Source organism: Streptococcus alactolyticus, from assembly GCF_012277075.1.
GTDB classification, from domain to species: domain Bacteria; phylum Bacillota; class Bacilli; order Lactobacillales; family Streptococcaceae; genus Streptococcus; species Streptococcus alactolyticus.
On record NZ_JAAXMT010000004.1, the window covers coordinates 120,807 to 135,507 of the forward strand.

Below are 14,701 nucleotides of genomic sequence, written 5' to 3' on the forward strand. Positions count from 1 at the left end.
ATTTTTTGTGTATTACTGTAAGAAGGAGAGTGTGTGTCTTGTCTATTATTTAACCGAACCACCTGTGATGCCTTCAACGTAGTATTTTTGCATAAACATGAAGAGCAAGGTGATTGGGATAGCAATGATAACCGAACCAGCCGTGAATGACATGAACCATTCATTGATGGTATCTTGTTCAAGTATTGAGAAGAGTCCGATAGCGACAGTGTATTTACTTGTCGCATCACCAAAGATAACTTTGGCAAAGATGAAGTCAATCCAAGGTCCGATAAAGGCCATCAAAGCAGTGTAAACGATAATTGGTTTTGATAGTGGCAAGGTGATTTTAAAGAAAATATCAGCGCGTGTTGCCCCATCAATCATTGCTGATTCATCAAGTGAATACGGGATGGTATCAAAGAAGCCTTTAGCAATGTAGAAACCGAGTGCGGCACCAGCTGAATAAACCAAAATCAAGGCTAGTAGGGTTTGGTCAAGGTTGAATGCCTTTAAGATGTAGTAAACGGCAATCATACTCATGAAACCCGGGAACATATTCAAGACAAGGGCAATTTTAAGGAAACCATTGCGGTGTTTGAATTTGATACGGCTCAATGAGTAAGCCATGGCTACTGTGATAAAGGTTGAAATGATACATGAAACGGTTGCAACGTACAAGGTGTTTAAGAACCATTGCCCAAAAGGAAAGGCACTTGACGTAAAGAGCTTGATGTAGTTATCCAGTGTCCATGTTTTTGGAATAAGGTAGTTAACATACGCCGTTCCTTCGCCACGAAAACTGGTTAAGACAACCCAAACGATAGGGAAAAGCCAAATGATTGATAAAACAATCAATAAAATATAAACAAATGTTAGTGTTAATCGCTTTTTGTTTTTCATTATTTTGCAACCCCTTCTTTATAAGAACTTGTTCTTGTATAAGCTAGAAGACTGAAGACTGCAGAAAGAACAAAGATGATGATACCGATAACAGAAGCTAGGTTGTAGTCTGCCGCGGTAACGGTCAGTTTGTAGAGCCAAGTAACCAGCAAGTCTGTGCTACCTGCTTGGTAGTAGTTTGAGTTTGTTGGTCCTCCACCTGTTAGCAGGTAGATAACGTTGAAGTTATTGATGTTTCCAATAGACTGTTGAATCAAGTTTGGCATCATCACCAACAAAATTTGTGGGAAGGTAATTGACTTGAAGATTTGGAACTTACTTGCTTCGTCAATTTCAGCCGCTTCGATTTGTTCTTGTGGCAAGTTCATGATGATACCAGTTGCAACAAGCATTGTTACTGGAATACCAACCCACATATTCACGATGATAATTGAGAATTTCGCCCAAATAGGGTCTGATAAGAATGGAAGTGGATTTGCTGCTGAAATCAACCCAATTTTTTCAAGAATGGCATTAACAGGACCAGCATCGTTAAGCAAGTTTCTCATGATAAGAAGAGAGATGAACTGTGGAACGGCGATGGTAATAACAAAGATTGTTCGCCATAATTTTTTAAATCGCAAGCCTTTAGTGTTAATGATCAAAGCCAAGACAATACCAAAGAAGAAGTTAGTTACAGTGGCAAATATCGCCCAAATCAATGTCCATGATAGAACAGGGAAGAAAGTTCCCGCCATGCGTCCATTGAAGATGCTACCAAAGTTAGAGAAACCGACCCAGTCAAATAAGCTCTTAGGTGGCAAGTGGTTGTGGTCGTAGTTGGTGAAGGCCAAACAAATCATGTAAATCAATGGTAAGACAGTGAACAAAAGCACTCCTAGCAATGGAATAGCCATCAAAGTCATGTGGAAACGACCGTTAGCCAAAGGTTTCAAAATCTTCTTTAAAAGATGGAATTTTTAAATGTTCCTTGTCCAAAACATACAAATTATGGGCGCTTTTTAGGTTACACCAGTAAATATAGACAAAGAAAAGACAGAAAATCAAAGAAGCCAAACCAAAAATGAGGAGCAGCATTGAGTTGTCACCCTCCATGGCAACCTTCATCTTAATTCCGCCGACATCTTTTTCCACCAAACCTTGAGCATTTGTTCCCAAAGTAATCAAGCCGTTAATACTTGGAATGACCTGAGTCACAAAGGCGATTAAAAAGAGTATCTCAGACAGTAAGAATAACAAGCCTTTGATAAACTGTTTATGATAGAGATTTGAAAATCCCATTATTAAAAATGACAGTTTTGTATCAAAGCCACCTTTTTTGAAAGCCTCTTGAACCGTCACACTGTCAAAATGATGTGAGTTAAACATACAAAGCTCCTTTATATTACTGAAAAAATAAAGTGGGGAAGCACTTCCCCACTTTACATATGTCTTATTTAGCTGCTGCTAAATCTGCATCAAATTCTTGTAATTTCGTGAGGTATTTACTACTTTGAATTTTACCATTATAGACATCACTTAAAAGAGCAGTACTTTCAGTCCAGAAAGTAGTCATTTGACTAAGTTTAGGTGTAACGACTGTGTAGTCAGAAGATGAAGCCATTGTGATAACAGCTTGTGCTAATTCATCAGATTGTACTTTATCAGATTTTTGAACTGCTTTGTTTGAAGGGATGATGTTACGTCCTTCGTAAGTGAATTGATTTTCTTGACTTTCTTCGCTAGTCAACATAGATGCGAGTTTGTAAGAGGCAGCAATACGGTCAGTGTCAGAACCAGCAGGTGCTTGGTTTACAGCGAAAAGTTTCACACCAAGGAAGGCTTTTTGTTGAACGTCTTTACCACCAATGTTGATTTTTGGATAAACAGCGATACCAAGATTGTCTTTACCAACAGCTTCTTGAGCAGCTGACAAGTCCCATGGTCCTGTTTCGATAGCAGCTACACTGCCATCACCAAATTTAGACATTGTGTTTTCAGCAGTTGTATTGACGAAACCGCTGTTGTTTTTCTGGTCAGCAATCCATTTAAGAACAGAAACACTAACTTCGTTTGCCCAGTTTGTACCGTCAACAGTTTCACCGTTTTCACCAAACAAAGTATCACCAACAGACATGAACAATGGAGCAGTGTCATAAGCGTTCATAGATTTGAAGGTATCACCAAATGTTGCTTTAGTTGTGATGGTTTCATAGTTCTTCACATCATCCGCAGACAATTTACTCTTATTATAGAAGAGTACCTGTGATTCAATACCAAATGGGAAAGCATAAGTTTTACCATTGTATTGTGCGCCGGCAATCGCTTGCTCAGTTGCTTGTTCGCTAATTTCTTTAGCGTAATCATCTGGAATTTCTTGGATAACACCAGATTCAACTAACTGACCAAGTTGGTCGTGTGGAAGTGAAAAGACGTCTGCAGCTTTTTCAGGGTCTTTTTTAACGTTTTCCTGAGCTTTAGAGTCGTTTGATTCGATGATGTTGACTTTGTAGCCAGATTCATCTTCGAATTTCTTCACGATTTCTTCGTAAGAGGCTTTAGCGCCTGTTGGAACCCACAATTTAATTGTTTTATCAGATGATGACGAACTTGATGATTCCGATGATGAGGAATTCGAACAAGCCACTAACACACTACTAGTAAGTGTTAGGCCAGCGCCAGCAAGGAACAATTTTTTCCAGGTATTCTTCTTCATGTTTTCCCTCCTAGAGAAAGATTTTTAATATTTTACACTTATTATGCAACCGTTTGCGTTTATTGTTGATAACTTTTTTGAAAAAATTTTAATTTATTTTCAAACCTACCCCCTAAATCATAACAAAATGTAATCGAATACAATATTTTAATTATAGGTTTTGTATCGTTTTTAGAAATAAAGCTATATAATTAAAATAAAAGAGTGTATTTTGTTAAGCAAACGGTTGTCTAAAAAATATCTATTGGGTATAATGGTTAGCAAAAGAGTTGATAAAGATTTTACATTATCTTGTCAGTTTACGGATTCTAGTATAAAATGAAAAAGGAAAAGGAGAACTAGATGGTTACAATTAAAGATGTCGCGGCTAAGGCGGGGGTCAATCCCTCAACCGTCAGTCGTGTGTTAAAAGACAATAAATCCATTTCTCAAAAAACAAAAGACAAGGTGCGACAGGCTATGGCTGAATTGGGTTATGTGCCAAATGTCGCTGCACAAATGTTGGCAAGCAGTTTAACCTATAATATAGGCTTGATTTTTCCGCCTCTGCTAACTCCTGACCGCCTTAGTGAACCCTTCTTTATGCAAATTCTTTCTACTATTACAAGTGAAGCAAAATTGCATGATTTTACTGTTTCAATTGCAACAGGGATGACCGTTGATGAATTAGAAGAACAGGTGAAATTGATGTACCGCCAAAAGCGTGTGGATGGTTTTATCGTTTTATATTCTGACCCTGAAGACCCTGTTCGTCGTTACTTGATGGATAATAAGGTTCCTTTTGTTATCGTTGGTGCACCTGAAGGTTATGAAAATGACATTACCTATATTGATAATGATAACCAGTTGATGGGAAGACGGGCTGTTGAGTACTTATATGAAAAAGGGCATCACAACCTTTTGTTTGTGACCGATGACTTGCAATCTGAAGTATCAGCAGAACGTTATTTTGGTTACTTGCGTGGCACAGAAAAATTAGGCTTGAAAAGCCAGCCAGCTCTCTTGTTTGACCGTAGAGAGCCTATGGTTATAGAATCCTTCATTCAACAGATTAAGGAGCAAGAAGCTACAGCCTTGATTGTAATTGCCGATACAATATCTGTTCGCATCACGCAATTGTTGCATTACTACCAATTAAGTGTGCCAGATGATATTTCGATTATTACCTTTAACAACTCTTCTTATTCAACCTTGATTCATCCTTATTTGACTACGTTTGACATTAATATTACAAATTTAGGTCGAACCAGTTTTAGAAGGTTACTAGAATTGATAAAATCACCGAAAACATCTATCACTGAAAAAATCATAGTACCGTTTATTTTGCGAGAACGCGAAAGTGTGCGTCGGATTTCCGGTGAAGAATAAGTCTATTCTAATAGCATAACGAAAGCTTTTATAACTCATTTTGCTTTGAGTGATGAAAGCTTTTTTTATTTTTTTTAACAAAAATAGTTGACTTATGCAAACGCTTGCGTTATAATTGCAATGTAAAAAGTTTTGTTGATGAAGGAGAAAAAACGTATGAACCAACGCACAAGTGGCGTATTAATGCATATTACATCACTTCCTGGCACTCAGGGAGTAGGAACGTTCGGAAAAGAGGCGTATGAATTTGTTGATTTCCTAGTGGAAACAGATCAAACGTACTGGCAAATTTTACCGCTGACTACTACTAGTTATGGTGATTCCCCTTATCAATCATTTTCTGCTACTGCTGGAAACACACACCTTATTGATTTAGAGCAATTGGCGGACCAAGGTTTCCTTGACCGTGCTGCATTTGAAGGTGTTAACTTTGGAGATGATGTTGAGTCAGTTGATTATGCCCGTATTTTTGACCTACGTCGTCCTATTTTAGAACAAGCCGTTAAAGGATTTTTGAGCAACCCAGCTCGTGTTGAAGAATTAGCACAATTTGAGCAAGAAGCAGATTGGGTACAAGATTACGCTGATTTCATGGCAATCAAAGAATCATTTAATAACAAAGCCTTGCAAGAGTGGGATGATAAAGCAATTGTTAGAAGAGAAGAACAAGCGCTCAACGCTTACCGCGAGCAATTGAAAGATGCAATTTTATACCACAAAGTAACCCAATATTTCTTCTATCAACAATGGGCTGAATTGAAACGTTATGCTAACCAAAAAGGCATCCAAATCATTGGAGATATGCCAATTTACGTTTCTGCAGACAGTGTAGAAGTTTGGACAATGCCTGAACTCTTCAAAGTAGATGCTGAAAAGAATCCACTTTGCATCGCAGGTGTACCAGCTGATGAATTTAGTGATGACGGTCAGCTTTGGGGCAATCCAATCTATGCATGGGAAAATCACGCTAAAACCAACTATGCTTGGTGGGTTTACCGTATCAAAGAAGGCTTCAAGTTGTACGATTTATTGCGTATTGACCACTTCAAAGGCTTCTCAGACTACTGGGAAATCCGCGGTGACTACCAATCAGCAAACGACGGTAGCTGGCAACCAGGTCCAGGGCGTGCCTTGTTTGATGTCGTGAAAGAAGAATTAGGTGACTTACCAATCATCGCTGAAAACCTTGGTTACATTGATGAAAAAGCGGACCAACTTTTGAAAGATACTGCCTTCCCAGGTATGAAGATTCTAGAATTTGGTTTCTACGATGTTGAAGGTAAGAGTATCGACGCACCACACAACTGCGACGTGAATAGTGTTGCTTACAACGGTACACACGATAATGAAGTGGTTAACGGCTGGTATGCTAATTTAACAGAAGAACAACAAGCTTTTGTGGATGCATACACACACCGTTGTGACAATGAACCAATCACACAAGCTATGCTACGTACTTTGTTTGCAACAGTTAGTCACATTGCGATTGCGACAATGCAAGACTTGCTTGACAAACCTGCAGAAAGCCGCATGAACATTCCAAATACTGTTGGTGGCAACTGGCAATGGCGTATGCGCAAAGAAGATTTGACGGATGACCGCAAAGCCTTCTTGAAAGACATTACAGCGCTTTACTGTCGTAAAAACCCAAACAAAGGATAAGAAAAAGTAAAGGATATACACATGACTACTACATTTACAAACTATCTTGAACATAAAGGACAAACACTTGCTGACATGAGCAACGAAGATATTTACGTCGCTCTTTTACACTTCGTGAAAGAACTAGCTGCAGAAAAACCAAAAAATACAGCTAAACGTAAAGTCTACTACATCTCAGCTGAATTCCTTATCGGAAAACTCTTGTCAAACAACCTAATCAACCTTGGTATCTATAAGGAAGTTAAGAATGAATTGGCAGCAGCAGGCAAATCAATTGCTGAAGTGGAAGATGTTGAATTAGAACCATCTCTTGGTAATGGTGGACTTGGACGTTTGGCATCATGCTTCATCGATTCAATGTCAACACTTGGCATCAACGGTGAAGGTGTCGGGCTTAACTACCACTGTGGATTGTTCAAACAAGTTTTCGTGGACAATCAACAAGAAGCAGAAGCTAACTACTGGATTGAAGACGATTCTTGGTTGGTTCCAACAGATATTAGCTACGATGTGCCATTCAAAGATTTCACGCTTAAATCACGCCTAGACCGTATTGATGTTTTGGGTTACAAACGTGATACGAAAAACTATCTCAACTTGTTTGATATCGATGGTTTGGATTATGGTTTGATTCACGATGGTATTTCATTTGATAAAACAGAAATCAAGAAAAACTTGACGCTCTTCCTTTACCCAGATGATTCTGATAAAAACGGTGAATTGCTTCGTATTTACCAACAATATTTCATGGTATCTAACGCAGCACAATTGTTGATTGATGAGGCTATCGAACGCGGTTCTAACTTGCACGATTTGGCAGATTACGCTTATGTTCAAATCAACGACACACACCCATCAATGGTTATCCCAGAATTGATTCGTCTATTGACTGAAAAACATGGCATTGCCTTTGATGAAGCTGTTGCTATCGTGAAAAACATGGTTGGTTACACAAACCACACAATCTTGGCAGAAGCCCTTGAAAAATGGCCTCTTGACTATCTAAACGAAGTTGTACCACACTTGGTAACAATCATCGAACAATTAAATGAACTTATTGCTAGCGAATACAGTGACCCAGCTGTTCAAATCATTGACGAATCAGGTCGTGTTCACATGGCACACATGGATATTCACTTCTCAACTTCAGTAAACGGGGTTGCAGCCCTCCACACTGAAATCCTTAAAAACAGTGAATTGAAGCCTTTCTACGATATTTACCCTGAAAAATTCAATAACAAAACAAATGGTATCACTTTCCGTCGCTGGTTAGAATTTGCCAACCAAGACTTGGCGGATTACTTGAAAGAGCTTATCGGTGACGACTACTTGACAGATGTGACTAAGCTTGAAAAATTATTGGCTTATGCAGATGACGAAAGCGTTCATGCTAAACTAGCTGAAATCAAGCACAACAATAAATTGGCCTTGAAACGTTACCTCAAAGAAAACAAAGGTATCGAATTGGATGAAAACTCAATCATCGATACTCAAATCAAACGTTTCCACGAGTACAAACGTCAACAAATGAACGCTCTTTATGTGATTCATAAATACCTTGAAATCAAACGTGGTAACTTGCCAGAACGCAAAGTAACGGTTGTCTTCGGTGGTAAAGCAGCTCCTGCCTACACTATCGCTCAAGATATTATTCACTTGATCCTTTGCTTGTCAGAATTGATCAACAACGATCCAGAAGTGAACCAATACCTCAACGTTTTCTTGGTAGAAAACTACAATGTGACCGTTGCTGAGCACTTGATTCCTGCGACAGATATTTCTGAACAAATCTCATTGGCATCTAAAGAAGCTTCTGGTACTGGTAACATGAAATTCATGCTTAACGGTGCTTTGACACTTGGAACAATGGATGGTGCCAACGTCGAAATCGCTGAATTAGCTGGTATGGATAATATTTATACATTTGGTAAAGATTCTGATACGATTATTGACCTTTATGCAACAGAAGGCTATGTTTCAAAAGATTACTACGAAAACGATGCCGTTATCAAAGAAGCAGTGGACTTCATTGTGAGCGACGATGTGGTTAAACTTGGTAACGCAGAGCGTCTAGAGCGTCTTTACAATGAACTTATCAATAAAGACTGGTTCATGACGTTGATTGACCTTAAAGAATACATCGCTGTCAAAGAACAAATGCTTGCAGACTACGAAGACCAAAAAGTTTGGATGACAAAAGTCATCAAAAACATTGCAAAAGCTGGATTCTTCTCATCAGATAGAACAATCGAACAATACAACGACGAAATCTGGCACAGCAAATAAGCTTAAAAATGACCTAATCATTATGATTAGGTCATTTTTTGTCTGAATGATGATAGAAATATAAGTTTTGTGCATTTTTATTCAAAAAATGATTGACAAATTCCTTAAAAGCAGCTAAAATAAATAAAAAACTAATAAACGGAGAATAAATATGAAAATCAAAAAATTAGTATTAGGGATTCTTGGTTTAGCTTTGTTCATGACTTTAACAGCTTGTGGCAGCTCGTCTAATGAAAACCTTCAAGAAAAAATTGAGAAAAAAGGCAAACTCGTTGTCGCTATGAGCCCAGACTATGCTCCATTTGAATTTAAAGCTTTGGTGGACGGTAAAGATACCGTTGTCGGTGCTGATGTGCAATTGGCTCAAGCGATTGCAGACGAATTGGGAGTAAAATTGGAAATTTCATCAATGAGCTTTGATAACGTGCTATCAAGCCTTCAAACAGGTAAGGCAGATATGGCGATTTCAGGTTTGTCACCAACAGAAGCTCGTAAAAAAGTTTACGATTTCTCAGATCCTTACTATGAAGATGAAAATGCCATCTTGGTAAAAGCTAGCGACGTTGACAAGTACACCTCAATTGATAGTTTGTCTGGAGCAAAAGTAGCTGTTCAAAAAGGAACTGTCGAAGAAGACTTGGCTAAAAAGCAATTGGAAAATGCAAACATCATTTCATTGACATCAATGGGTGAAGCCATCAATGAATTGAAATCAGGACAAGTTCAAGCTGTTGACCTTGAAAAACCTGTTGCAGAAGGTTACTTGGATCAAAACCCAGATTTGGCTTTAGCAAGCTTTGCGCTTAAAACAGGTGATGGTGATGCCAAAGCTGTAGCTATGCCAAAAGACAGTGGTGAATTGGTTGATACCGTTAACAAAGTCATCAAAAAACTAAAAGATGAAGGTAAATACCAACAATTCATTTCAGACGCTGCTAAATTGACTGGAAGCAGCAGCGACGAATAACATCAATAGTTTAAGGACCTTTTGAGGTCTTTTTTTGTGAGCGTTTTGATTGCTTTTTTTAAAAAAGTAGGTAAGGTATGACTCATAAAAAGCCATAAAAGAGGGAGATTAGAGATGAATTACCTTGCTCAAGTGATGCTGTATATTGACCATACAGAAAAGTTGTGCTCAATTTTGGGTGGATAAACTAGGTTTTACATTAAAACAAACCGTGCCTGGACCAGATGGCGCAAATATATTTGTCTTAAGTCCGACACCTGAGGCAGAAACAGCTATTGTCTTGCTGGATAAAGAGGCAGTAGCAGCTTACTCACCAGAACTTGTTTTAGCCACTCCATCTTTGATGTTTCATTGTGACGATGTCGCCTTAAAGCGTGAAGAACTTTTAAAAGCTGGCGTTCACGTGGGTGCAAATAGGAAAAACTTTGGCTTGTAATTTTTGTAATCCCGAGGGATATTATTTCGCTTTTTCTGAGTAAGCAAAAAAGCGACCACTTGAAAAGTAGCCGCTTAGGAGATTATGAAAAAGAAAGTTTATTAGGATTGTCTATAGTATAGAGTTCTTTCCTTAAAGAAGTCATAAGTTTGGTAATAAAAAACATGTTTTCAAAAAATAAATACATTTTTATGCACGTAAGGATTGACCTTTTTTCATAATTTTGGTATTCTTATTAAGAACGTGTAAATGTTACATTATCTTGAGGAGGTGAGACACATGTCAAAAACAGTAGTACGTAAAAACGAATCTTTAGACGACGCACTTCGCCGTTTCAAACGTTCTGTGACTAAAGCTGGGACTCTTCAAGAATCACGCAAACGTGAATTCTACGAAAAACCTTCTGTAAAACGTAAACGCAAATCAGAAGCAGCTCGCAAACGTAAAAAATTCTAATAAAATCTTAGATAAAAAAGAAGAGACGCTAGGCGTCTCTTTTGTCATTCTTATTTTTCTTTTAACAAATCACGAATTTCTGTAAGCAATTCTTCTTGAGTCGGTGCTGCATCTTCTTCGGCATCTTCTTGGTTTTGTTTGCCTAGAGATGTTGCGACATTAGCTGCTTTGACGATGAAAAATAGGGTTGTACCGACAATCAAGAAGTTAAGAACGGCACTAAGAAAGCTACCATAAGCCACACCATTCCAGGATAACTCAGTGATTTGCTCAACCCCAGCAGCTTTCAAAGCGGGTGTTAGGAAGAGTGGTGTAATCACATCTTCAACGAGTGAAGTGATGATGGCATTAAAAGCAGCCGCAACAATCACGGCAACAGCAAGGTCTAAGACGTTAGCCTTAAACAAAAAATCCCTCAATTCCTTTATCATAATAAACCTCCTAAAAAATAAAACGTTTACAATAGTATTATACCAAAAAAGTGGCAAAAATGCTCTAAATATGCTAAATTCTAAAAAATTTACAAAAAACCTTGAAAATGGTATAATAAGTTTCAAAAGTATAATGGGATTAGTGTGTGGAGGTGGTGTTTTTGGCAATCGACAAAGAATTAATTTCCAAGATTAAAGGTCACGTGAATATTGTGGAAGTCATCGGTGAAGTTGTTGATTTGACACGTGCTGGTCGTCATTATGTTGGCTTATGTCCTTTTCATAAAGAGAAAACCCCATCCTTCAACGTGGTTGAGGATAAGCAGTTCTTTCACTGTTTTGGCTGCGGAAAATCAGGGGATGTTTACAAATTTGTAGAAGAATACCGCCAAGTTAGTTTTTTAGATAGTGTGCGCCTGCTAGCAAAACGTGCAGGTATTACCATACCAAATGATAGACCGCAACAAGTTGAAACCAGGACCCAAAACCCTAATCAATTGTTGTTGGATATTCAAAAGGATGCGGCTAAGTTTTACAGTGCCGTCTTGAAAACGACAAAAGAAGGGCAAGAAGCTAAGGCTTATTTACATAGTCGTGGTCTAACAGACGATGTGATTGATTATTTTAACATTGGTTTGTCGCCCAAGTGCTCTGATTTTCTCTACCAATCTCTCTCAAAACATTACGATGAAAAGGTTTTGATGAACTCAGGTCTTTTTAATTTCTCTGAGCAATCAAACCGTTTCTACGATGCTTTTCAAAATCGTATCATGTTTCCTTTGACAAATGACAAGGGGCGGATTGTCGCCTTTTCAGGGCGCATTTGGTCACGAGAAGATGTGGAAAGTCAGCAAGCAAAGTACAAGAACACGCGTTCTACCGTTATTTTTAATAAATCGTACGAACTGTACCACTTGGATAAGGCACGTCCTAGTGTGAGTAAGACTCATGAAGTTTACCTAATGGAAGGTTTCATGGATGTGATTGCAGCTTACCGTTCAGGAATTGATAATGCAGTAGCTTCTATGGGGACTGCTTTGACACCTGAACATGTCAGCCATTTGAAACGCTATGCTAAGAAAGTGGTTTTGACCTATGATGGTGATGCGGCCGGACAGCACGCTATTGCTAAATCTTTGGAACTGTTGAAGGGGTTGGATGTTGAGATTGTCAGTCTACCTGATAGAATGGATCCAGACGAATTTGTTCACAAAAATTCACCTCAGGATTTGGCTAATTTATTAGAAAATTACCGTATTAGCAGCACGGAATTTTTGATTCGTTACTTGAAGCCTGAAAATAGCGATAACTTGCAATCAGAAATTGCTTACGTGGAACAAATTTCAAAGATTATCGCGCAAACGCCTTCTATTACGGCTCAAAATTCGTATATTAGTATGGTGGCTGATTTGCTCCCTGATTTTGATTACTATCAGATCGAGCAATCTGTCAACAATGAACGCTTACAAAACCGTTCTGCCATGCAGGGTAATTATGCCAAACAGGCTGTGACAGTAGTGGAGTTGCCCATTTCAAAAAAAATCTCTGCTATTACAAGAGCAGAGTGCCAGCTCATGCACCGTCTGTTAACGCATGATTACCTGCTTAATGAATTTCGCAGTAACGATATATTTGCCTTTGATACTAAGGAATTGCAGGTTTTATATAACTTATTGTTGCAAGAAGGGAAGTTGGATTCCTATGATTTGGCACAATTAGATGAATCAACGCGTCAAATGTATTACCGCGTTTTAGAAGAAAATTTACCAGATGAGATTTCAACGAATGAAATAGAAGAGATTATCGACCGTCGCAATCGTCTTCTCCAAGAGCGTGAATTGCAAAAACAAGGCAAACTTGTTCGTGAATCGAGCCATCTTGGAGATGTGGATACTGCACTAGCAGCTTTAGAAAATCTCATTGCTCAAAAAAGAAATATGGAATAGAGGAAAATATGGCAAAAGAAAAAGAAATCACAACCTTTAATGTTCAAGTTGCAGAATTTATTCGTAATCATAAAAAGGATGGAACAGCCATTGATGATGAGGTTACTGAAAAATTAGTTATTCCATTTTCATTGGATGCTGATCAAATTGATGACCTTCTAGAGCGTTTAACGGATGGTGGTATTTCCATCACAGACAAGGAAGGTAATCCTTCAAGCAAGTACGTTGTGGAAGAACCAAAGCCAGAAGAATTGACTGACGAAGAGTTGCTTGGTAGCAATTCTGCTAAGGTCAATGACCCTGTCCGTATGTACCTTAAAGAAATTGGTGTTGTTCCTTTGCTTACTAGCGAGGAAGAAAAAGAATTGGCGGTTGCCGTTGCTAAAGGTGACCTTCAAGCCAAACAGCGTTTGGCAGAAGCAAACTTGCGTTTGGTGGTTTCTATTGCCAAACGTTACGTTGGTCGTGGGATGCAGTTCCTTGATTTGATCCAAGAAGGCAATATGGGCTTGATGAAAGCCGTTGATAAATTTGACTACTCAAAAGGGTTCAAATTCTCAACTTATGCGACTTGGTGGATTCGTCAAGCGATCACGCGTGCTATTGCTGACCAAGCCCGTACTATTCGTATCCCTGTTCACATGGTAGAAACCATTAACAAATTGGTTCGTGAACAACGTAACCTCCTTCAAGAGCTTGGACAAGATCCAACGCCAGAACAAATCGCTGAACGCATGGACATGACACCTGACAAGGTTCGCGAAATCTTGAAAATTGCTCAAGAACCTGTTTCTTTGGAAACCCCAATCGGTGAAGAAGATGACAGCCACTTAGGTGATTTCATTGAAGATGAAGTGATTGAAAATCCAGTGGACTACACAACGCGTGTCGTTCTTCGTGAACAATTGGATGAAGTGTTAGACACCTTGACTGACCGTGAAGAAAATGTCTTGCGCTTGCGTTTTGGATTGGATGATGGTAAAATGCGTACTTTAGAAGATGTCGGAAAAGTCTTTAACGTTACGCGTGAACGTATCCGTCAAATTGAAGCGAAAGCTCTTCGTAAATTACGCCATCCAAGCCGTAGTAAACAACTACGTGACTTTATTGAAGACTAATGAGTGAGAGGTTTGCCTATGTTAGAACAAAAGTACACTGAGGAAGAAGTTGCTAAAATCAAAGATCGTATCCTTGAAGCTTTGGAAATGGTTATTGATCCAGAGTTGGGAATTGATATTGTGAATCTTGGCCTTGTTTATGAAATTCGTTTCAACCAAGATGGTCATACAGAAATTGATATGACCTTAACAACAATGGGTTGCCCTTTGGCTGACCTTTTGACAGACCAAATTCATGATGCGATGCGTGATATTCCTGAAGTCACTAAGACAGAAGTGAAGTTGGTTTGGTATCCTGCTTGGACAGTTGATAAGATGAGCCGCTATGCTCGCATTGCTCTAGGCATTCGATAATAGATGAAAGAACAGCAAGAGCCTTGCTGTTCTTTTTTGAATTATTAGTGCTTTTTTCAGTAAAATAGTGTAAAATGAAAGGGAATGAAGTAAAGGAGAA

The 14,701-nt window shown here is 38.6% G+C and carries 11 protein-coding genes and 2 pseudogenes; 9 read left to right on the top strand and 4 right to left on the bottom strand.

Annotation, left to right across the window (positions count from 1 at the left end; genetic code table 11):
• Positions 1 to 45: 45 nt before the first annotated feature.
• The 3 genes and pseudogenes from HFK82_RS01760 to HFK82_RS01770 form a co-directional block, all read right to left on the bottom strand.
• Complete coding sequence (locus tag HFK82_RS01760) at positions 46 to 882, bottom strand: sugar ABC transporter permease (protein ID WP_168260581.1); 837 nt, start codon at positions 880 to 882, stop codon at positions 46 to 48.
• Positions 882 to 2,250, bottom strand: a pseudogene (locus tag HFK82_RS01765) (carbohydrate ABC transporter permease). Before HFK82_RS01765 ends, HFK82_RS01760 begins: the two are co-directional and overlap by 1 nt.
• Before the next feature lie 64 nt (positions 2,251 to 2,314).
• Positions 2,315 to 3,577, bottom strand: a complete 1,263-nt coding sequence (locus HFK82_RS01770; RefSeq protein ID WP_168260582.1) for an extracellular solute-binding protein — start codon at positions 3,575 to 3,577, stop codon at positions 2,315 to 2,317.
• Between the two features lie 342 nt (positions 3,578 to 3,919).
• Between HFK82_RS01770 and HFK82_RS01775 the strand changes: the two genes are divergently transcribed.
• The 6 genes from HFK82_RS01775 (at position 3,920) to rpsU (ending at position 10,752) form a co-directional block, all read left to right on the top strand.
• Positions 3,920 to 4,945, top strand: coding sequence for a LacI family DNA-binding transcriptional regulator (locus HFK82_RS01775; RefSeq protein ID WP_168260583.1), 1,026 nt, complete (start codon positions 3,920 to 3,922; stop codon positions 4,943 to 4,945).
• Positions 4,946 to 5,101: 156 nt separating this feature from the next.
• On the top strand, positions 5,102 to 6,607 hold the full coding sequence (gene malQ / locus HFK82_RS01780) for a 4-alpha-glucanotransferase (RefSeq protein WP_154454689.1): 1,506 nt from the start codon (positions 5,102 to 5,104) through the stop codon (positions 6,605 to 6,607).
• 21 nt (positions 6,608 to 6,628) lie between these two features.
• Entirely contained in the window at positions 6,629 to 8,893 is a 2,265-nt protein-coding gene (gene glgP / locus HFK82_RS01785; protein WP_168260584.1) for a glycogen/starch/alpha-glucan family phosphorylase, read from the top strand.
• 151 nt (positions 8,894 to 9,044) lie between these two features.
• Positions 9,045 to 9,860, top strand: coding sequence for an ABC transporter substrate-binding protein (locus HFK82_RS01790; RefSeq protein ID WP_154454691.1), 816 nt, complete (start codon positions 9,045 to 9,047; stop codon positions 9,858 to 9,860).
• Between the two features lie 178 nt (positions 9,861 to 10,038).
• The gene (locus HFK82_RS01795) at positions 10,039 to 10,296 is read left to right on the top strand and encodes a VOC family protein (protein WP_240928800.1); all 258 of its coding nucleotides are present in this window, start codon (positions 10,039 to 10,041) and stop codon (positions 10,294 to 10,296) included.
• Positions 10,297 to 10,575: 279 nt separating this feature from the next.
• Positions 10,576 to 10,752, top strand: a complete 177-nt coding sequence (gene rpsU, locus HFK82_RS01800) for a 30S ribosomal protein S21 (RefSeq protein WP_000048058.1) — start codon at positions 10,576 to 10,578, stop codon at positions 10,750 to 10,752.
• A gap of 50 nt (positions 10,753 to 10,802) precedes the next feature.
• Here rpsU and mscL read toward each other — a convergent pair whose 3' ends face one another.
• Positions 10,803 to 11,183: a large conductance mechanosensitive channel protein MscL gene (gene mscL, locus HFK82_RS01805; RefSeq protein WP_168260585.1), complete on the bottom strand. Its 381-nt coding sequence runs from the start codon at positions 11,181 to 11,183 to the stop codon at positions 10,803 to 10,805.
• A gap of 133 nt (positions 11,184 to 11,316) precedes the next feature.
• On the opposite strand from mscL, the pseudogene dnaG reads away from it, so the two are divergent.
• The 3 genes and pseudogenes from dnaG (at position 11,317) to HFK82_RS01820 (ending at position 14,601) form a co-directional block, all read left to right on the top strand.
• Positions 11,317 to 13,129 (top strand): annotated as a pseudogene (gene dnaG, locus HFK82_RS01810) (DNA primase).
• An 8-nt stretch (positions 13,130 to 13,137) separates the two neighbouring features.
• Positions 13,138 to 14,247, top strand: a complete 1,110-nt coding sequence (gene rpoD, locus HFK82_RS01815; RefSeq protein WP_168260587.1) for an RNA polymerase sigma factor RpoD — start codon at positions 13,138 to 13,140, stop codon at positions 14,245 to 14,247.
• Positions 14,248 to 14,265: 18 nt separating this feature from the next.
• Positions 14,266 to 14,601, top strand: a complete 336-nt coding sequence (locus HFK82_RS01820; RefSeq protein ID WP_168260588.1) for a metal-sulfur cluster assembly factor — start codon at positions 14,266 to 14,268, stop codon at positions 14,599 to 14,601.
• Positions 14,602 to 14,701 lie beyond the last annotated feature (100 nt).

Bases quoted from the DNA above. Each gene is read 5' to 3' on its own strand.
- HFK82_RS01820 (WP_168260588.1), top strand. From the start codon at position 14,266: ATGTTAGAACAAAAGTACACTGAGGAAGAAGTTGCTAAAATCAAAGAT.
- malQ (WP_154454689.1), top strand. From the start codon at position 5,102: ATGAACCAACGCACAAGTGGCGTATTAATGCATATTACATCACTTCCT.
- HFK82_RS01775 (WP_168260583.1), top strand. From the start codon at position 3,920: ATGGTTACAATTAAAGATGTCGCGGCTAAGGCGGGGGTCAATCCCTCA.
- HFK82_RS01760 (WP_168260581.1), bottom strand. From the start codon at position 882: ATGAAAAACAAAAAGCGATTAACACTAACATTTGTTTATATTTTATTG.
- rpsU (WP_000048058.1), top strand. From the start codon at position 10,576: ATGTCAAAAACAGTAGTACGTAAAAACGAATCTTTAGACGACGCACTT.
- rpoD (WP_168260587.1), top strand. From the start codon at position 13,138: ATGGCAAAAGAAAAAGAAATCACAACCTTTAATGTTCAAGTTGCAGAA.
- mscL (WP_168260585.1), bottom strand. From the start codon at position 11,183: ATGATAAAGGAATTGAGGGATTTTTTGTTTAAGGCTAACGTCTTAGAC.
- HFK82_RS01790 (WP_154454691.1), top strand. From the start codon at position 9,045: ATGAAAATCAAAAAATTAGTATTAGGGATTCTTGGTTTAGCTTTGTTC.
- glgP (WP_168260584.1), top strand. From the start codon at position 6,629: ATGACTACTACATTTACAAACTATCTTGAACATAAAGGACAAACACTT.
- HFK82_RS01770 (WP_168260582.1), bottom strand. From the start codon at position 3,577: ATGAAGAAGAATACCTGGAAAAAATTGTTCCTTGCTGGCGCTGGCCTA.